The sequence below is a fragment of the Streptosporangium sp. NPDC049078 genome (assembly GCF_040648855.1).
Classification (GTDB): domain Bacteria; phylum Actinomycetota; class Actinomycetes; order Streptosporangiales; family Streptosporangiaceae; genus Streptosporangium.
The window spans coordinates 298,972-317,746 of record NZ_JBEZEL010000011.1 but is presented as its reverse complement, the minus strand read 5'-3'; the positions used below and the strand labels follow the sequence as shown (position 1 = coordinate 317,746).

17 protein-coding genes are annotated in these 18,775 nt (G+C 71.5%); 5 read left to right on the top strand and 12 right to left on the bottom strand.

Annotated elements, in window-relative coordinates; genetic code table 11:
* Window positions 1-429 precede the first annotated feature (429 nt).
* The gene (locus tag AB0B90_RS21050) at window positions 430-1,335 is read left to right on the top strand and encodes an SDR family NAD(P)-dependent oxidoreductase (RefSeq protein WP_362924160.1); all 906 of its coding nucleotides are present in this window, start codon (window positions 430-432) and stop codon (window positions 1,333-1,335) included.
* A gap of 151 nt (window positions 1,336-1,486) precedes the next feature.
* Here AB0B90_RS21050 and AB0B90_RS21045 read toward each other — a convergent pair whose 3' ends face one another.
* The 7 genes from AB0B90_RS21045 to AB0B90_RS21015 all read right to left on the bottom strand — a co-directional run bounded on the left by AB0B90_RS21045 (window position 1,487) and on the right by AB0B90_RS21015 (window position 8,636).
* Window positions 1,487-2,353 (bottom strand): ABC transporter ATP-binding protein, encoded by an 867-nt coding sequence (locus AB0B90_RS21045; RefSeq protein WP_362924158.1) that lies wholly within the window; start codon window positions 2,351-2,353, stop codon window positions 1,487-1,489.
* Window positions 2,354-2,369: 16 nt separating this feature from the next.
* Window positions 2,370-3,152, bottom strand: coding sequence for an enoyl-CoA hydratase/isomerase family protein (locus tag AB0B90_RS21040; protein WP_362924156.1), 783 nt, complete (start codon window positions 3,150-3,152; stop codon window positions 2,370-2,372).
* On the bottom strand, window positions 3,149-3,775 hold the full coding sequence (locus tag AB0B90_RS21035) for a hypothetical protein (protein ID WP_350942976.1): 627 nt from the start codon (window positions 3,773-3,775) through the stop codon (window positions 3,149-3,151). Before AB0B90_RS21035 ends, AB0B90_RS21040 begins: the two co-directional genes overlap by 4 nt.
* Window positions 3,776-3,813: 38 nt before the next feature.
* The gene (locus AB0B90_RS21030; protein ID WP_350942975.1) at window positions 3,814-4,689 is read right to left on the bottom strand and encodes an ABC transporter permease; all 876 of its coding nucleotides are present in this window, start codon (window positions 4,687-4,689) and stop codon (window positions 3,814-3,816) included.
* Window positions 4,686-5,816 (bottom strand): ABC transporter substrate-binding protein, encoded by a 1,131-nt coding sequence (locus AB0B90_RS21025; protein WP_350942974.1) that lies wholly within the window; start codon window positions 5,814-5,816, stop codon window positions 4,686-4,688. Before AB0B90_RS21025 ends, AB0B90_RS21030 begins: the two co-directional genes overlap by 4 nt.
* A 70-nt stretch (window positions 5,817-5,886) precedes the next feature.
* Window positions 5,887-7,614, bottom strand: a complete 1,728-nt coding sequence (locus AB0B90_RS21020) for a CocE/NonD family hydrolase (RefSeq protein WP_350942973.1) — start codon at window positions 7,612-7,614, stop codon at window positions 5,887-5,889.
* Window positions 7,614-8,636, bottom strand: coding sequence for a fumarylacetoacetate hydrolase family protein (locus AB0B90_RS21015; protein ID WP_350942972.1), 1,023 nt, complete (start codon window positions 8,634-8,636; stop codon window positions 7,614-7,616). The genes AB0B90_RS21020 and AB0B90_RS21015 overlap by 1 nt, the downstream gene beginning before the upstream one ends.
* A gap of 166 nt (window positions 8,637-8,802) precedes the next feature.
* Between AB0B90_RS21015 and AB0B90_RS21010 the strand changes: the two genes are divergently transcribed.
* Both AB0B90_RS21010 and AB0B90_RS21005 read left to right on the top strand, forming a co-directional pair.
* Window positions 8,803-10,047 (top strand): LLM class flavin-dependent oxidoreductase, encoded by a 1,245-nt coding sequence (locus AB0B90_RS21010; RefSeq protein WP_350942971.1) that lies wholly within the window; start codon window positions 8,803-8,805, stop codon window positions 10,045-10,047.
* 226 nt (window positions 10,048-10,273) lie between these two features.
* The gene (locus AB0B90_RS21005; protein ID WP_362924152.1) at window positions 10,274-11,497 is read left to right on the top strand and encodes an alpha/beta fold hydrolase; all 1,224 of its coding nucleotides are present in this window, start codon (window positions 10,274-10,276) and stop codon (window positions 11,495-11,497) included.
* Between the two features lie 133 nt (window positions 11,498-11,630).
* On the opposite strand, the gene AB0B90_RS21000 is transcribed toward AB0B90_RS21005, so the two are convergent.
* Genes AB0B90_RS21000 through AB0B90_RS20980 form a run of 5 tightly spaced genes read right to left on the bottom strand, consistent with a single transcriptional unit; the run spans window position 11,631 to window position 16,975 of the window.
* Window positions 11,631-12,068 carry a Zn-ribbon domain-containing OB-fold protein gene (locus AB0B90_RS21000; protein ID WP_350942968.1) on the bottom strand — a complete coding sequence of 146 codons (438 nt, stop codon included), beginning with the start codon at window positions 12,066-12,068 and terminating at the stop codon, window positions 11,631-11,633.
* Entirely contained in the window at window positions 12,065-13,234 is a 1,170-nt protein-coding gene (locus AB0B90_RS20995; protein WP_350942967.1) for an acetyl-CoA acetyltransferase, read from the bottom strand. Before AB0B90_RS20995 ends, AB0B90_RS21000 begins: the two co-directional genes overlap by 4 nt.
* Window positions 13,235-13,261: 27 nt before the next feature.
* Window positions 13,262-14,494, bottom strand: coding sequence for an acyl-CoA dehydrogenase family protein (locus AB0B90_RS20990; RefSeq protein WP_350942966.1), 1,233 nt, complete (start codon window positions 14,492-14,494; stop codon window positions 13,262-13,264).
* The gene (locus tag AB0B90_RS20985) at window positions 14,491-16,080 is read right to left on the bottom strand and encodes an AMP-binding protein (RefSeq protein ID WP_350942965.1); all 1,590 of its coding nucleotides are present in this window, start codon (window positions 16,078-16,080) and stop codon (window positions 14,491-14,493) included. The genes AB0B90_RS20990 and AB0B90_RS20985 overlap by 4 nt, the downstream gene beginning before the upstream one ends.
* A 1-nt stretch (window position 16,081) precedes the next feature.
* Window positions 16,082-16,975: an SDR family NAD(P)-dependent oxidoreductase gene (locus AB0B90_RS20980; RefSeq protein ID WP_362924149.1), complete on the bottom strand. Its 894-nt coding sequence runs from the start codon at window positions 16,973-16,975 to the stop codon at window positions 16,082-16,084.
* Window positions 16,976-17,116: 141 nt separating this feature from the next.
* On the opposite strand from AB0B90_RS20980, the gene AB0B90_RS20975 reads away from it, so the two are divergent.
* Both AB0B90_RS20975 and AB0B90_RS20970 read left to right on the top strand, forming a co-directional pair.
* Window positions 17,117-18,268: an acyl-CoA dehydrogenase family protein gene (locus AB0B90_RS20975; RefSeq protein ID WP_350942963.1), complete on the top strand. Its 1,152-nt coding sequence runs from the start codon at window positions 17,117-17,119 to the stop codon at window positions 18,266-18,268.
* Complete coding sequence (locus AB0B90_RS20970) at window positions 18,265-18,744, top strand: flavin reductase family protein (protein ID WP_350942961.1); 480 nt, start codon at window positions 18,265-18,267, stop codon at window positions 18,742-18,744. Before AB0B90_RS20975 ends, AB0B90_RS20970 begins: the two co-directional genes overlap by 4 nt.
* The last annotated feature ends 31 nt before the right edge of the window (window positions 18,745-18,775 follow it).

The following is an 18,775-nucleotide window of genomic DNA, read 5'->3' as shown; positions in this document are numbered from 1 at the left end:
CCTTCTCTTTTTAGGAGTACAGTACTTAAAAGTGTACTCCTAAAAACGCGTGCGCACGAGCATCATGCGGTTGACACACTTCCCAAGCCGACAGGCGCGGGTTCGATTCGGCACACCCGGCGGCAGGCCCTTCGCGACTCCGTCCCCGACATCGCTCGTCCTCCCGTGGGAGGACGAGCGATGTCGCCGCACAGCGCGACAGGGGAAAAGCCTTCGCGGCGAATCGCACCCACTTCCCACACACCTGAATTCAAAAAAGAATACAACAATGGCCCGGCGGGCATATCTCGCCAACCGACAGATAATGTCCGATATGCATTGATGTGGGAACTCGACTTTATTTACAATAAGGAAGGTTCTTCCGTTCGTCCTGGCGGAGTTTTCCGCGGGGTCCCGGCGGAGTTCGATTTCCAAGGCATGGAGAGTGGCATGACGGCTTCATCCGGCACCCGCGGCGGGCTCGACCTGAGCGGGCGGGCCTGCATCGTCACCGGAGCCGCGCGGGGCATCGGGGCGGCCGAGGCCCGGCTGCTGGCGCGGCGCGGAGCGGCGGTGCTGTGCGCGGACCTCGCGGACAGCGGGCCGCTGGCCGAGGAGATCCGGGACGCGGGCGGCACCGCCGTGGCCTGGCGGGGGGACCTCGCGGAGAAGGGCGCGGCCGAGGACGTGCTGGAGGCGGCGGAGGGGTTCGGGGTGCCGGTGTCGGTACTGGTGAACAACGCCGGGATCGTCAGGGACCGGATGGTCTTCAATCTGGACGACGACGACTGGGAGGCGGTGCTCGCGGTCAACCTGACCGCGCCCTTCCGGCTGTGCCGGGCGCTCGCCCGACACTGGCGGGCGAACCCCGGGGGCGGGCGCCGGATCGTGAACACGAGCAGCGAGTCGGGCCTGTACGGCAACGCGGGGCAGGGCAACTACGCGGCGGCCAAGGCCGGGCTGGCCTCGCTCACCCTGACCATGGCGGCCGAGCTGGGCCGGTACGGGGTGTGCGTCAACGCGATCGCGCCTCGGGCGCGGACCCCGATGAGCGAGGCGGCGTTCGGCGGCCTGCCCGACGGCGCGCTGCCCGCCGAACGAATCGCGACCGTGGTGGCCTGGCTCGCCGGTCCCGAGAGCGAGGACGTGACGGGACAGGTCTTCGTCGTCGCCGGGAACACGGTGCGTCGGATGCGAACCTGGTCGCCGGTGCGCACGGCCCCGCAACCGGCCGACTGGTCGGCGGAGTCCGCCGCACGGTTCCGCGACGAGCTGTTCGCGGGGGACGAGACCCGGTACGTGCCCGCTCCGATCGGCGCCCTGTTCACCGAGGGGACCGGCGAAGGGCTCGGCTGAGCAGGCACGGACCGAGAGGACCAGGCCCCCGGCTGAGCAGGCACGGACCAAGGGATCTCCGCCGCCGGTCGTACGGACACGGACCGGGAGATCTCCCCCCGACGCGCCCGCCCTGTCCCGGCAGGCCGGCGCGGGCGGACGGCGGGAGAGGTCAGGTCCCATCTCGGCCGGGGTCGGCCGTGCCGGGGATGAGGGAACTGCGGACCTCGTCCTCGATCAGCTTCCAGATGTGGTCCACGTACCGGGTGAACTTCTCACCGCGTTTGGTATGCAGGTCACGCGGGCGGGGGATGTCGATCGTGATCTCCTCCCTCACCCGCCCGGGGTGTGCGGCCATCACGATCACCCGGTCGGCGAGCAGCACGGCCTCGTCGAGCTGATGAGTGATGAACACCACGGTCTTGCGGTGCCGGGTCCAGATGTCCAGCAGCTCGGTCTGCATCACCTCCCGGGTCTGCGCGTCCAGCGCGGCGAACGGCTCGTCCATCAGCAGCACGGTCGGGTCGACCGCCAGGGCACGCGCCAGGTTGACCCGCTGGCGCATCCCCCCGGACAGCTCGTGCGGGTAGTGGTCCTCGAAGCCGCGCAGGCCGACCAGCTCGACGCACTCGCGGCTGCGCGCGTCCGTGGCGGCCGAGCGGGAACCTCGCAAGTCGAGGCCGAACCTGACATTGGCCAGTACGGTCCGCCAGGGGTAGAGCGAGTCCTGTTGGAACACCACGGCCATGTCCCCCCGGCGGGGGTCGGGTGGGCGGCCGGAGACCCGGACCTCCCCGGCCGCCGGCGCGATCAGGCCGTCGATGGTCTTGAGCAGCGTGGTCTTGCCGCAGCCGCTGGCGCCGACCACGCAGACGAACTCGCCGTCCCGTACGGTGAGGCCGACGTTCTCGAGGACCGGTGTGTACGCGCCGGCCCGCTCGTAGCCGACCGACAGCCCGTCGATCTCCAGTAGCGGGGCCCCGGACCGCGAGGGGGGCGGGGGGTCGTCGGCGGGGCGACGGCGCGGATACCGGAACATCAGGTCCTCCTCTCGGTCATGGCTGTCCTGAGGCCGGCGGGGGTGAGGGCGGGAAGGAGCGGGCGTCGACCGCGGCGAGCGATTCCAGGGCGAGCCCGTGCGCCAGGCCGAACTGCAGCTCGCGCCGGATCAGCATCGTCAGGCAGGCGCGGGTGTAGCGCAGGGTGAGGGTGGTGTTGCCCGCGAGCTGCCGGGCGAGCTCCCAGGCGCGCTCCAGCAGCCGCTCCCGCGGCAGCACCTCGGCGACCAGGCCGAGTTCCAGCGCCTCGTGGGCACCGATGGTCCGGCCGGTGAGCAGAAAGTGCCTCGCCCTGTTCATCCCGAGCAGCCAGGGCCAGACGATGTGCACGCCGTCGCCCGGCACCACCCCGGCGACCACGTGCTGGTGGTCGGCGAAGGCGGCCGTCTCGGAGGCGAGCACGATGTCGGAGAGCAGCGCGAGCTCGGCGTGCTCGGTGGCGGGGCCGTTCACCGCGGCGATCACCGGGACCTCGATGTCGAGCAGGTCGAAGAGCATGTGCCGCCCCTCGTGCGCGATCCGGTCCCAGCCCAGCGGGGTGGTGTTGCGCCGCTCGAAGGCCATCTCGGTCAGGAAGTCGGGGCCGGTGCCGGTCAGGATGACCACCCGGTTGTCGGGGTCCGTGGCGATCTGCCGGAACGCCTCCGGCAGTTCGCGGTGTGCCCGCTCGCTCCACTTCAGCGATCCGCCGTCGGTGTGCAGCGAGACCTGCAGGATGCCGTCGTGCCGTTCCATCGCGACGTCGGCGAACCGGTCGCGGTACTCATCGAACCCGCTCACCGGCCCGGCACCCCCGCCTCGCGGCTCTCCGGGCGGCGGCCGTCGGGTGCCCAGGGCCGGTAGCCCGGCTCCAGCGGCACCTGGAAGGTGGCCATCAGGGTGGTGAGGGCGCGCCAGATCGCGATCACGTAGCAGATCTCGACGACCTCGCCGTCGTTCGCCAGCCCCGAGCTCAGGTCGCCCAGGGTCTCCGGGGAGATCCGGTCGTCGCGCACCATCTCGTCCACCGCGCGCATCACGGCGCGCTCGACGGACCCGAACTCCGGGTGGTCCGCGCCCTCGCGGACGCCGAGCACGTCGGAGGGGCGCTTGCCCGGCAGGTCGACGTCGACCGTCGGGGAGTAGTGGTGTGCCCACAGGTACTCGGAGCCGGTGGCCCAGGCCACCCGCATGATCGCGAGTTCGCGCAGCCGAGTGGCCTCCGGGCGGACGGTGAGCCGCCCCTCCCACAGGATCCGGTCGTTGATCTCGTTCTCCACCCGGGCGGACTGCGGGGAGTTCATCAGCAGGCGGTAGAAGTGGATCCGCGACATCTCCTCGCGCATCCCCACCTCGACCGCGATCCGCGCGGCCTCCTCCACCGGGAGCATCGGAATGAGGCCCTGGGGTTCTTCGGTCGGCATGGCCGCCCCTTTCTGGTAGGCGTTCGGCCCGGACGGGATCACGGGCGGTCCTTCTTCCACGGCGCGGCACGATGTTCGAGCCATTCGAAGAGCTTCACGAGCAGCACACCCGTGACGGCGAAGATGAGCACCCCGGCGAGCAGGGCGTCGGTCTGGAAGTACTGCGAGGAGACGAGGATCCGGTAGCCGAGACCGCTCTGCGAGCCGAAGAGCTCGCCGACCACGACACCGATCAGCCCTCGTCCGATGCCCATCCGGATGCCCGCGATCAGGAACGAGATCGCGGTCGGGAACCGGACCTTGGTGAACAGCTGGAACCGGCTCGCGCCGAAGGACCGGGCCGCCTCCAGGAGCTGCGGGTCGGTCACCCGGATACCCGCGTCGGTGTTGATCGCGATCGGCAGCACCACCAGCATGAACACCAGCAGCACGGTCTTGGTTTCGCCGATGCCGAACCACAGGATGAACAGCGGCGCGAGCGCGACGATCGGGGTGGCGTAGAGCCCGTTGATCAGCGGGTCGATGTAGTCCTTGGCCCGGCGGCTCGTCCCCAGCAGCAGGCCGAGCAGGACGCCGCCCAGCAGGCCGGCCGCGAATCCCTTGGTGAACTCACCCGTGCTGACCAGCATGTCCTGCTGGAGCGTCCCGTTCTGCCACATCGTCACGATCGCGGCGGCGGTGCTGATCGGGCCGGCCAGGAAGAGCGGGTTGTCCACCACGTACTCGGCGGCGACGTGCCACACCAGGAGGAAGCCGAGGAAGCTGAGCGCGGCGCGGCGCCCGCGCGGTCCCGCGCCCTTCCCCGCCTGCCGGGCGCGCCACCTGGCCGGCCACCACCCCCCGCCCGGCCGCCGCCCCGCTTCCAGGGCGGCGGCCGGGCCGGTGCCGGACTCGCCGGAAACCAGGCGGCTCATGCGGGCTGCTGGCCTTCCGGGAGCAGGCCCTTGGGTCCCGGTCCGCTCTTCACCGAGTCGGGCAGTTCCTCGTACGCGGCCTTGACGTGGGAGTTGTCGACCAGACCGGCCACGTCGTCCGGCGCGGACGCCTCCAGTGAGCCGCCGGACTTCATCAGCGCGACCGTACGCGGGACCACGGTGGCGGCGATCGCGCCGTCGCGCGGGTAGGCGCCGGCGGTCACCCAGGTGTAGGAGGCCTCGGCGACGCTCCGCTCGACCTGCGCGTTCTTCGCCAGCAGGTCGATCGCCTTCTCCTTGTTGGCCGGGTCGTACAGGTAGGCGATCGAGGCCAGGTAACCCTTGAGGAAGGCGCGGGCGGCGTTGGGGTTCTCGCTCACCCAGGTCCGCATCGCGTTGATCCCGAAGAAGGACAGGTCCTGGTACTCGGGCACCTGCTGCAGGTCGTAGAGAATCTTGTAGCCCTGCTTCTCCAGCAGGGTGGAGGTGGGCGGGAGCACCGCGATGCACTTGATCTGCCCGGACTTCAGCGCGGCGAGCGCCGGCCCGGCGTTGAGGTTGACGTTGGTGAGCCTGTAGTCCTGGCCGAGCCTCAACTGCCCGCCGTGCTCCATCATCTTGGACAGGTAGAGCGCGTCGCCGATGCCCTCGGGGTTCTGCGCGCCACAGGTGGCGCCCTTGAGGTCGGCGAAGGAGGTCACCTCCGGCGGCACGACCAGATACTCGGGGTAGGACCGGTAGCCCTCGGCGACCGCGATGACCCGGGGGTCCTTCTGGTGGGCGAGGATCGCGGCGTCGTACACGGTGGAGGTGAACTGCACCGAACCACCGATCATGGCGGCGAGCGCGTTCGGGCTGGACTGCGAGTAGATCATCGAGACGTCGAGACCGTACTCGCGGAAGACACCGAACTCGACGCCGACCTGGATGGCCCAGTTGCCCGCGTTGGGGGTGACCCCGCTGAAGGTCACTTTTTGTGTCTCAAGGCTCGCCTCGGGTGCGGCCGAGCCGTCCTGGGGTGCGGGGGCGGCGGGTTCTTCTCCGGAGCCGCACGCCGCGACCGTCAGGAGCAGGCACAGGGCGGCCGCGGAGCGGAGGAGGGTGAGGGGGGCGCGCATGGGGGGCATCGAATCTCCTTGCCGGAATTCGGGATGCTGCGGTGCCCCGACCTCACCCCGGGTGCCGTTATCCCCGCCGTTACCAGGTGGGGGTGACGGGCAGGACGAGCGCCGAAGGGTGCTCGGCGTCGTGCAGGATCGTCTGCATCGCGACCCGCAGGTCCCGCTGCGAGGCGGCCGTGCCGTCGGCGGTGTTGGGATGCCTGTCGTACTTGGGGAACGAACCGCTGGAGACCTCCAGCCGGATCCGGTGTCCCGGCAGGAAGACGTTCCCGGTGGCGATCAGGTCCACCTCGACCCGGATCGGGCCGTCCCCCGCCGCCGTGACCTCCGCCGCGGTGATCCGCCGGATGCCGTCGCAGAGCAGGTACGCCCGGCCGTCGGGATGGACGTCCACCAGCTTGGCGGTCACGTCGGTGGCCGGGGCGGTGGTGCGCAGGTACAGCACGGCGTGCACCGGGCCGATCACCTCGACCGGCTCGCTCAGCGGGTCTCCGCTGTAGACCAGGACGTCGTCGCGGTCCTCGACCGCGCTCTGGTCCATCGGGCCGGAGTTGGCGGCCGGGTTGGGCAGGTAGACGGCGCCGCCTCGGGTGGGTACCGGGTGGCGCGGGTCGTACAGGAAGGCGTCGTGCGGCTCGTCGCCGCGCGGCGGCTCGGTGCTCAGCCGGCCGTCCCCGTGCCGGGAGTTGGCCGTCCCGCCGCCGCGCAGGTACCACTGGGTGGGGCGGGCGCGGGCGAGCGGCCATTCCTGCTCGTCGCGCCACTCGTCGGCGCCCATCACGAACACGCGCACCGGCGGCAGGTCGGGGCCCGGGCCGTCGGCGAGGTGCCGCCCGAACCAGGCGAGCTGGATCCCCTCCAGGTCCATCCCGACGGGGAAGCGCCGCTCAGGGCCGCAGGAGTCGCCGAACAGCGCGGGCGCCCACTGGGTCCACGGGCCGATGACGAGGCGCTGCGCCTCGGCAGCCGGGCCGCCCGCTTCCTTGATCGCCTGGTAGGCGGCGAGGTTGCCGTCCAGGTGCACGTTGTACCAGCCGGCCACGTGCAGCACGGGGAGGTCGGTCTCCGCCAGCGCCTCGCGGGCGCTGAGCCGGTCCCAGTACGGGTCGCCCGGCGGGTGGGCGAGCCACTCCCCGTAGTGCGGGGCGACACCGTCCAGGGCGGGCACGTCGGAGAGCGGAAGGGCACGGAAGGCGGCGTCCGGGTCGCGCAGGGCGCGCGCCAGGGCGCCGGAGGCCGTCCGGTGGGCGTCCGCGCCGTCACGGACGACGGCGCGGCGGAGCTGGTCGGGGGCGAGGTTGGCGAGGCTCCACCAGAGGTTGAAACCGAGCTGGAACGCGCCGCCGCGCCAGACCCAGCCGCCGTCGAACTCGGACGCGGTGAAGTGCGGCACGATCGTCCGCAGCCCGGGCGGGCGGTGCCTGAGCGCCTGCCACTGCGGGACGCCGTTGTTCGACGCCCCGTACATGCCGACCCTGCCGTTGGACCACGGCTGCGCGGCGGCCCACTCCACGCAGGCGGCGGCGTCCGCGCCCGAGCCCTCGAACGGGCGGAACGGCTCGTCGCCGCCGGAGCGGAACCGGCCGCGCGCGTCCACCACCACGACGGCGAACCCCTCGTCCACCGCGCGCTCGGGGTTGATCACACCGTAGACCGAGGCCCAGTTCGACTTGTCGTAGGCGGTGTACTGGAGCAGCACCGGCCGCGGGCCGAAAGCCGGGTCGCGGTAGACGTCGGCGCGCAGCATCACCCCGTCGGGCAGCGGGATCCGTACGTCCCGCTCGCGCAGGATCGGGGGCCGCATCAGTCCTCGCCCACGACGGCCCGCACCACGCGGGTCTCCAGCGCGCCGAGCCCGTCGATCTCCAGCCGGACCACGTCGTCCGGCCTGATCCAGCGGTCGATCTCGATTCCCGCGCCGGTGCCGACCGTGCCGGAGCCGAGCAGGTCACCCGGCAGCAGGGTCTCCCCCGCCGACGCGTGCGCGACGATCTGCTCGATCGACCAGTGGATCGTCGCAGCGGAGCCCTCCGACCACAGCTCGCCGTTGACGAAGGCCCGCATCCCCGCGCCGAAAGGGCGGGGGATCTCGTCGGCGGTGACGAGGTACGGGCCGGTGGCGCAGCCCCGATCGAAGCCCTTGGTCTTGGCCGGTCCGACCCGGGTACCCATCTCGCGGCCCTGCACGTCGCGGCAGGACAGGTCGTTGAAGATGGTGAGCCCGGCGATGTGCTCCCAGGCCCGCTCCGGCGGGATGTCCCGGCCGCGGCGGCCGATCACGATCGCGAACTCCAGCTCGTAGTCGAGCTTCTCGGTGTAGGCGGGCCACTGGCCGGGCTCGTCGGGGCCGAACACCGAGGCGCTGCGCGTCACGTAGTGCGACGGGGCCTCGTACCACTCCTGCGGGACCTCGCGGCCGAGGTTGCGCAGGGCGTTGACCATGTGGTCCTCGAAGGCGAAGAAGTCGCGCACGGTCGGCGGCCGGTCGACGGGGGCGAGCAGGCGGACCGCGTCGCGCCGGTAGGCGTGCGCGCCGAGCGGGCCCGACCGTCCCAGCGCGGCCTCGGCGTCGCCCAGCGCGTCGAGCAGCCGCCGCGCCTCGTCCTCGGCGCGCCCGCCCGACCCCAGCAGGGCGACGGTGCTTCCGGGAAAGGTCGCGCGGGCGAGCTCGGAGGCGCGGCCGGCCTCTCCGCCGTCGGCGAGGATCTCCGAGGCGAGGAGCGCGGCGAGGTCGACGACGATCGGGGCGTCGAGTGCTCCGACCGCGGCTCCCGCGCGTACCTCGGCGTCCGGCCAGCCATGCGGTGTGAAGCGGCAAATCCTCATGGGAACCCTCCGTCGATCGCGACCGAATGGCCGTTCCGTTGTGAAGTGCGGTTTATTGCGGGAGCCGTTAATCCGTCGTTACGGATCACGGAGAACAGCCAGGTAACTGGCCGTCCCGTTCGATATCGGCAGTGGATTCGGTCTGTGACTGCTGAGGAGTGGGACTGTGGGCGTCAAGGCGATCGTTCAGCTGTATCCGGTCATCCCGGTCGAGGGCGGGGCCTCCGGTCGCGCGGCCCGTCGACCGCTGGGGCGCGACCGCGACGAGTTCCAGAAGGTCATGCGGGACTGGGCGAGAATCGCCAAGGCCGCGGAGGACCTGGGGTACTGGGGCATCGCCGGCATCGAGCACCATTTCCACTCCGAGGGGTACGAGATCTCCCCGTCCCCCGGAGTGGTCAACGCCTGGCTGGGCGCGCACACCAGCCGGATCAACATCGGCACCAACGGCTACGTGCTGGGCACCCAGGACGCCATCCGGGTGGCCGAGGAGTGCGCCATGCTCGACCACATGCTCGAAGGCCGCTTCTGGACCGGGGTGAGCCGCGGCTACCAGTCGCGCTGGACCGACGTGCTCGGCCAGCACCTGGGCACCCAGGCCACGCTGTCGGACGGCGGCGCGGCCGACAAGGCGAACCGGGGGATCTTCGAGGAGCAGGTCGACCTGATGCTCAAGGCCTGGACCCAGGACTCCTTCGACTTCAACGGCTCCCGGGTCCAGGTGCCGTTCCCCTACGACACCGGTATCGCCGGCTACCCGGCCGCCGACACCGCGTCGCTGATGGGCGCGGTGGACGAGATCGACGGGGACGGGGTGATCCGGAAGATCTCCGTCACCCCGGCCCCGTACCAGCGTCCGCACCCGCCGGTGTTCGTGGCGTCCTCCAGCTCGGAGGAGTCGATCCGGTACTGCGCGCGCAACGGCTTCGTGGTGTGCAGTTTCTCCCCCTCCTCCCGCACCGAGGAGTTCGCCCGCGTGTACGCGGAGGAGGCGGCCGCGGTCGGCCACCCGCTGCCGCTGGGCGCCAACCAGGCCCCGGTGCGGTGGCCGCACATCACCGACTCCCCCGCGGCGTTCGACAAGGCCCTGCTGGACTACGACGCCGACATCTTCGAGCACTTCTACGCGAAGTTCTTCAAGAAGAAGATGGCGATGGGCGACGACGTGGTGCAGGCCGTCAAGGACTCCGGCCTGTTCCTGGGCGGCACCGTCGACCAGGCGCGGGCCCAGTTCGCCGCGGAGTGGGAGCGGGTCCCCTACGAGTACTCGGTGCTGATCTGGCACTGGGCGCAGCAGCCCGCCGACGACGTGATCCGCGAGATGGAACTGATGGCCACCAAGGTCTACCCGGAGATCGGCGGCATGGCCGGTCCGGAGGAGCGTCCGCTGGCGCAGTGGGCCACGACCTGACCCGGCGCCCGCGTACGACCGCCGCCGCCCTCGACCCGGGGCGGCGGCACGGTGCGCCCGGTGCGCCCGCCGTCCGGTGACGGCGGGCGCACCGGGTAACGCCACCCGTAATGCGGTGGCGCTATCAATATGAACCTCAACCACCAATCTCAGATGCCAGCGGATGAGGGCACACCCGCACGCGTGCGCGTCCGCCGCCCGTCTCGCCGTTTCGCGAGGAGTCGTCGTGTTCGAGTTCTTCCCAGGCGACCACGCCTGGTCGTCAACGGTGAACCTGGCCCTGATGGCCGGCGGTTCACTCGGCGACATGGAGTGCTGGCTGGGCCCGCTCCGCGACCTGCCGGCGGCGGACCCCTCGGCGGCGGACCCGCCCCTGACGAGGTTGGATGCCTGGGCCGCCGCCTGGGCGGGGATGGCGCACCGGCAGGAGGAACTCGCCGCCCGGGACCTGAAGGCCGGGTACCCGGCGACGGCGGGGGCGCGCTACCTGCGCGCCTCGGTGTACCACGCGAGCGGGCAGCGGGAGATCCCGCTGGGGCCCGCGAAGTCGGAGAGCTACGCCGCGGCCCTGCAGGCGTTCGGGAACGCGATGGAGTGCGCGGCCCTGCCGCTCGAGCGTGTCCACATCGACTCCCCCGACGGCATGATGCCCGGCTACCTGATCGCGCCGGACGCCGGCGACCCGCGGCCGGTGGTGATCGTCTACGGCGGCCTGGACCTGACCAAGGAACTGATGTACGCCGTGATGGGCACCGCGTTCGCCCGCCGGGGCGTCACCTGCCTGGTCGTCGACACCCCCGGCACCGGGGAGATGGTCCGGCTGCGCGGCGTGCCCTCGCGCCCGGACTACGAGGTGCCCACCGCGGCGATCATCGACTACCTGGAGACCCGGCGTGACGTGGACGCCCGGCGCGTGGCCGTGCTCGGCATCAGCTTCGGCGGGTACTACGCGGCCCGCGCGGCGGCGTTCGAGCCGCGGGTCTCGGCCTGCGTCTCGTGGGCCGGCAACTGGGACTGCGGCGCGGTGTGGAGACGACGCTGGGACGACCGCTCCGGGTACGAGCCGGCGTCGTGGTTCCTGCCCTGGGTACTCGGCACACCGAGCGTGGAGCGGGCCCTGGAACGGTTGGAGGAGTGGACGCTCGCGACCGTGTGGCCGCGGGTGACCCAGCCCCTGCTCATCGTGCACGGGGAGGACGACCGGGAGATCCCGGTCGCCGACGCGCGCCGCGCCTTCGAGGCGGCCGGGTCGGAGGACAAGACGCTGCGCGTGTTCGCCTCCGGGGAGAGCGGCGCCGAACACATGCAGACCGACGACCCGGACCCGACCCTGCGGCTGATCGCCGAGTGGCTGTCGCTGCGGATACCGGCGGAGGCGAGCCTGCCGCCGGAGGCGGGCGACCTGCCCGGGGGGACGAACCTGCGGGCGCCCTCGCCGCAGACGGTCTGACCCCCGGCTCCGTGCCCCGGCCTCTGATCCCAGGTACAGGAAACACCGACGGAGAAGCGCCCCGCCGCCTCGGGGCGCTTCTCCGTCTGTCCGGCCGGGTCTGCGTCGGCCGGGTCTGTCGCGCGAGCCCGCGTCAGTCCGCGGGGCGCCAGAACGGCAGGGACGCCTCATCGTTCAGCGGGACGAAGTCGACCTCGACCCGCATCCCGATCCGGACCTCGTCCACCTCGCAGCCGATCACGTTGCCCATGATCCGCGGCCCCTCGTCGAGTTCGACCACGGCGACCGCGTACGGGGTCCACTGGTTGAAGGGGAACGCCCCGTTCTGCCGCACCACGGAGAAGGTGTGCACGACGCCCCTGCCCGCGGTGGTCAGCCAGCCGGGCACGGCGCCGCACTCGACGCAGATCTGCCGGGGGTAGAACTGCCGGTGGGAGCATTCGGGGCACTCCTGCACCAGCAGCTCGCCGCGCAGCGTGGCCTCCCAGTACGGCCGGGTGGAGGCGTCGAGCAGCGGTACCGGGCGGCCCTCCATCGGGGGCGCGTCAGCGGGGGTGGTGGCGTTCGTCATGCCTTGTCCTTTCCGAGGATCACGGTGCCCATCGCCGACAGCCAGCCGCCCGAGCCGCACGCCAGGGCGACCTCGGCGCCCTCGACCTGCGCCTCGCCCCCCTCGCCGCGCAGCTGCCTGGTGGCCTCGATGAGCAGGAAGATGCCGCGCATGCCGGGGTGGCAGGAGCTGAGCGCGCCGCCGTCGGTGTTCAGCGGCAGGGCGCCGCCGAGCTGTAGCGCGCCGGAGGCCGCGAACGGGCCTCCCTCGCCCTTCTTGCAGAACCCGAGGTCCTCCAGCATGAGCAGTGCGGTGATGGTGAAGCTGTCGTAGAGCTGCACCGTGTCGACGTCGTCGGGGGTGAGGCCCGCCTGGGCGAAGGCCTCCTTCCCGCTGCGCTCCGCGGCGGTGCGGGTGTAGTCGGGCATCTGGCTGATGTTCCAGTGCGTCTGCGCGGACGCGGCGCCCAGCACGTACACCGGCGGCCGGCGCAGGTCGCGGGCCCGCTCGGCGGTGGTCACGATCACCGCGCCGCCGCCGTCGGAGACCACGCAGCAGTCCAGCAGGTGCAGCGGGTCGGCGATCATGCGGGAGTTGACCACGTCCTCGACCGTCATCGGCTTGCGGTACTGCGCGTTCGGGTTGAGCGCGGCGTGCGTGCGGCAGGCCACCGCGATCGCGGCCAGCTGCTCGGAGGTGGTGCCGTACTCGTGCATGTGCCGCTGCGCGGCCATCGCGTAGGCGCCGATCAGCGAGTTGCCCCAGGGCGACTCGAACTGCAGGACGCCGGGGACCGCCTCGCCGGGCTTCTTGGCGCCGAAGCCGGGGTTGGTGCCCGACCTGGTGTACAGGTCGGAGCCGTAGACGATGAGCACGTTGTCGCACAGGCCGGCACGGATCGCGGCGGCCGCGTGCTGGACGTGCAGCTCGAAGCTGGAGCCGCCGACGGCGGTGCCGTCGAAGTAGCGCGGGTTGATGCCCAGGATCTCGGCCATGGTGCCGGCGTTGTCGGGCTGCGCGAAGTCCCCCTGGGCGCACATGAACCCGTCGATCTCGCTCTTGGCGAGGCCGCAGTCGGCGAGTGCCCGCTGCGTGGCGAGCACGTGGTGTCCGACCGCGTCGAGATGCGGGGCCTTGGGGTAGTCGCTCAGGCCGATCCCGGCGATGACTGGCGTGCGGTCAACCATGGGTGTGGTCTCTCCTCGTGAGGGTGGTCAGCGGTTGGGAGCCGGCTCGCGCGGGAGGCCGAGGATGCGCTCGGCCATGATGTTGCGCATGATCTCGTCGGTGCCTCCGGCGAGGCGCAGGGACGGCGCGCTCAGCATGAGCTCGGCCCAGACGTAGGTGCCCCACTCGCCGGTGTCGGCGGTCATGCGGGCTCCGAGGACGCGGCCGGCGAGCGCGCCGATGGCGCGTACGTTCTCCGAGTCCATCAGCTTGATGATCGAGGCTTCGGCGCCGGGTTCGCCCCCCGCGGCGCGGGCGGCGGCGCGCGCGGCGGTCCACCGGATGATGTCGCGCCGGATCGCGATCCGCGCGAACTCCGACCGGATGCCGGTGTCGCCTTCGAGGCCGAAGTGCCGGATCAGGCCGAGCAGGCGCTCGACCGGGTCGGAGGCGGGCGGGGAGGTCCGGTAGCCCATGGACGCCCGCTCGTTGCCGAGCGTGGTCATCGCCACCTTCCAGCCGTCGCCGGGCTTGCCGAGGACGTGGCTGTCGGGGACGAACACGTCGTCCACGAACACCTCGTTGAACGCCTCACCGCCGGTCATCTGGCGCAGCGGGCGGATCTCCACGCCGGGGTCGTGCATGTCGATCATCAGCATGGTGAGGCCGCCGTGCTTGGAAGCCTCGGGGTCGGTGCGGACCAGCATCTCGCCGATGTCGCTGTAGTGGGCGCCGGACGTCCACACCTTCTGCCCGCTCACCCGCCAGCCGTCGCCGTCGCGGACCCCTCGGCTGCGGACCCCGGCCAGGTCGGAGCCGGCCTCGGGCTCGGAGAAGAGCTGGCAGGCGAGCAGGTCGGCCCGGTACAGCGCGCGGAGGTATCGCTCCTTCACCTCCGGGGTGCCCCAGGCGAGCAGGGTCGGCGCGACGATGTGGTGGCCGACGACGAAGCACGCCTCGGAGGGCAGCTCGTAGTCGGCGGCCACCTCGTCGAACAGCTCCTGGAAGCGCGCCTCCCGGCCGCCGCCGCCGTACTCGGCAGGGCCGGTGAGCCAGCCGAAGCCGGCGTCGAAGAGCTCGCGGCGGAAGGCCGTGGCGGCCTCCACCATCCGCAGTTCCTCCTCGCGGGTCGGTTCTGCGCCGGAGCTCAGCTCGTCGGAGCCGACGCCCCAGCCTTCCTGCGCCTCGGGGAGCGGCTTGGCGTGCGCGTCGAGGAACGCCCGGACGGCGTCCTGGAACGCGGCCTCGCCGGTGGGTGGGTTTTCTGTCTGGTCGCTCACGCTTGCTCCCGCAGCAGACGGTGGAGCACCTTGCCGCTCGCGTTCTTGGGCAGGGTGCCGGTGTGGATTCTGATCTCGTCGGGCACCTTGTACTTCGCGAGGCGGTCCCTGCAGAAGCCCTGGATGCCCTCGGGCGTGGCCTCGGCCGCGGCCGTCTCGGTGAGGACGACGTGGGCTCGCACGGTCTGGCCCCAGTGCGGGTCGGGGACGCCGACGACGGCGCACTCGACCACGCCGGGGTAGGCGGACAGGACCGTCTCGATCTCGATCGGGTAGACGTTCTCACCACCACGGATGATCATGTCGTCCTTGCGGCCCGCGAGGTACAGGTAGCCCTCCTCGTCGAGGTAGCCGAGGTCGCCGCCCTTGAACCAGCCGTTCACCACCACCTCGGCGGTCTTCTCCGGGCGGCCGTGGTAGCCGCTCATCACCATGTCGCTGCGGGTGACGATCTGGCCGACCTCGCCGGTCGGCACCTCCCGGTCCTCGGCGTCCCAGATCCGCAGGTCGATGTTGTAGCCGGGGCGCCCCACCGAATTCAGCAGGTGCGGGTGCCCGTTCAGCGCGCGCAGGTGGTCCTCGGGGGTGAGCACGCTCTGCATGCCCGCCTCGGTTCCGGCGCCGAAGCCGTTGTAGAAGTCACAGTCCATCACCGCCATCGCCCGCACCAGCAGGTCGGGCGACATCGGCGCGGCACCGTAGAAGACCGACCGCAGCGCGGCGAAGTCGGCCGGGGCGACGTCCGGCTCCCGCAGCAGCGCGCTGATCATGGTCGGTACCAGGAACACGTCGGTGAGGCCCTTGCGGCACCACCTCAGCAGCTCCGCCGGGTCCCACTGCGGAACGATCAGTGACGTCGAGCTTCGCTGGATCGCGTTGAGCACCAGGCTGAGCCCGGCGACGTGGTACAGCGGGGAGGCCGAGTAGCGGAACTCGTCCCGCAGGAAGCGGTACTCCAGGACCGCGTTGGAGACCATCGTCTTCCACATGCGGTGCGACTGCATCACGCCCTTGGGCAGGCCGGTCGTGCCGCTGGTGAAGGCGAGCGCGACCACGTCCTCGTCCTCGACCGCGGCCGGTGTCGGGTCTCCGGCCGCGCCGAGCTCCAGGATCTCCTCCAGCGGGACGGTCCCCTCGATCGCCGTGCCGCGGCCGATCACGTGCGCCAGCTGCGGCAGCTCCGGCCGGGACCGCAGCACGTCGGGCGCGTACCGTTCGCCGACGAAGATCCAGGACGCCTCGGCGGTGCGCAGCAGGGTGGTGATCTCGGCGGGCGACAGCCGGTAGTTCAGCGGCACCGCCACCGCGCCGAGCTTGAACAGGGCGAGGAGGATCTCCACGTACTCCGGCGAGTCGGTGTCCAGGATCGCGACCCGCTCACCCTGCCGCAGGCCCGTCTCCTGCATGCCGCGGGCGAGCCGGTGCACCCGGTCGCGGACCTCGGCGAAGGTGCGTGAGCCTTCCGCGGTGACGAAGCACTCCCGGTTCGGGGAGCGCCGCGCGGCCATGTCGATCCACTCCCCGATCCGGATCCCCGACAGGCGCTGCCCGGTCAGCGGGACCGGGCGGGTGCGCTGCTCGGTCATCTCACTTCCCCAGCATCTCGGCGAGGAGCTCCATCTCGGCCATGCTGTTGCCCGGCACCTGGTAGCCGGTGTCGTCGAAGATCTCGGTCAGGTGGTCGCGGACGTCCTCGGCGCTGAGGGAGTCGTTGACATAGCCGCGGGTCATGCCGACGAACACCCTGGCCACCCGTCCGGCGCCCGCGCTGAGCACCTCGCCGGACAGTTCGCACGAGTCGTGGCACAGGTAGGCGACCACGGACGAGACCAGTGCGGGGTCCATCCTGTCGGCGATCGGGTTCTCGAAGCCCTCGGTCATCCGGGTGAGCGCCACCGGGCCGATCGCGTTCGCCTTGATGTCGTACTTGCGGCCCTCGATCGCGAGGACCTTGATCAGCCCGATCAGGCCCATCTTGGCCGAGGCGTACGACGCCTGGCCGAAATTGCCGTAGAAGCCGGCCGAGGACGAGGTCACCACGACGCGTCCGAAGCCCTGCTCGCGGAAGACCCGCCAGGCCGGGCGGGTGACGTTGAAGGCGCCCTTCAGGTGCACGTCCAGCACCGGGTCCACGTCGTCGGGGCCGGTGTTGTGGAAGGTCTTGTCGCGCAGGATGCCGGCGTTGTTCACCACGACGTCCACCTGCCCGAACGCGGAGAGCGCGGTCTGGATCAGGGCCTCGCCGCCCTCGGGGGTGGCGACGGAGTTGACGTCGGCCACCGCGGTGCCGCCGAGCGCCTCGATCTCCTTCACCACGATCGCCGCCCGGCCGCTCTCGACGCCGTCCCCCGACAGGGACGTGCCCATGTCGTTGACGACGACCCTCGCGCCGCGGCGCCCCAGTTCGAGAGCGTGGGCCCGGCCGAGCCCTCCGCCCGCTCCCGTGACCACGGCGACCCGGCCGTCGAAGCTAAGATCCACGGTGACTTCCTCCTCTGGCTGTGGCCCCATACCGGTGTCGGCTCGGCATCGGTAGGAACGATCGCCCATGGGGAGTTACTGTGGGCGTTACGGCTCTCGCCGCTCATGCCGAGTGCACATCCCCCTTCTAACGTCCTGGCCATGAGCGGACTTCAACAACTGGCCGACGCGACCGCGGCGTTCACCGGCCTCGCCGAGGAGCACGAGGAGTTCCGGGACAGCGTGCGGTCGTTCGTGGAGCAGGTCTCCCCGGAATCACAGGTACGCCGCCTGATGGACACCGAGCCGGGTTACGACCCGCGGGTGTGGCGGCAGATGGCCGAGCAGCTCGGCCTGCAGGGAATCGCGATCCCCGAGCGCTTCGGCGGCTCGGGGGCCTCCTTCCTCGAACTGGGCGTGGTGCTCGAGGAGACGGGCCGTGCCCTGCTGGGCGGGCCGTTCTTCGCCACCGTGGTGCTCGCCGCCAACGCCCTGCTCCTGTCCGGCGACGAGCGGGCGCAGCAGGACTTCCTGCCGGGGATCGCCGCCGGTGACACGATCGCCTCGGTGGCGATCACCGAGTCGTCCGGGTCCTGGTCGCCCGGCGACATCGCGCTGCGGGCGTCGCACGAGGACGACGTCTGGCGGCTGTCGGGAACCAAGTCGTTCGTACTGGACGGGCACACGGCCGATCTGCTGCTGGTCTTCGCCAGAAGCGACGCCGGGCTCTCGCTGTTCGCCGTCTTCGGGGAGGCGTCCCGGCTGACCAGGACGCAGCTGCCGACGATGGACGGGACGCGCCGGCAGGCGGTGCTGGAGTTCGACCGGACCCCGGCCCGGCTGATCGGCGAGGAGGGCGCCGCGGGTCCCGTGCTGGAGCGCCTGCTGGACCTGGCCGCGGTCGGCCTCGCCGCCGAGCAGGTCGGCGGCGCCCAGCGGTGCCTGGAGATGTCGGTCGAGTACGCCAAGGTGCGCACCCAGTTCGGCCGGCTGATCGGCTCCTTCCAGGCGATCAAGCACCGGTGCGCGGACATGCTGACGGCGGTCGAGTCGGCCCGGTCTGCGGCGCACTACGCGATGTACGCGGCCGGGGAGGACCTGCCGGAGCTCCCGGTGGTCGCCGCCCTGGCCAAGTCCTACTGCTCGGAGGCCTACACCATGGTGGCGGGCGAGAACATCCACGTGCACGGGGGCATCGGGTTCACCTGGGAGCACCCGGCACACCTGTACTTCAAGCGGGCGGCGTCCTCGGCGCTGCTGTTCGGCGACCCCGACCATCACCGGGCCAGGTACGCCGACGGGGTGGGACTGTGAGCGCGCAGCCGGTCATCGCGGGCGACGACCTGCGCGGCGTGATGGCCTGCTTCGCCACCGGGGTGGTCGTGGTGACCGCCTCGGGGACGGACGGCCCGGTGGGGATGGCGGTGAACTCGTTCGTCTCGGTGTCGCTGGACCCGCCGCTGGTGCTGTTCTGCGCGGCGCGCACCTCGACCACCTGGCCGGCGATCCAGGCCGCCGGGCACTTCTGCGCCAACGTGCTCACGGCCGACCAGGAAGGGCTGGCCAGGCAGTTCGCCCGCCGCGGCGACCGGTTCGCGGGCGTGCCGCACAGCCCGGGCAGGACCGGCGCCCCCGTGCTGAGGGACGTGCACGCGCACGTGGAGTGCACGATCGTCGAAACCTACGAGGCCGGCGACCACACCCTGGTGCTCGGCCGGGTGCTGGAGCTCGCCGCCGACGACGAGGCCGCGCCGCTGCTCTTCTACCGCAGCGCCTACCGGCTGTTCTGACCACGATCCCGATGGACTCGACGAAGGAGTG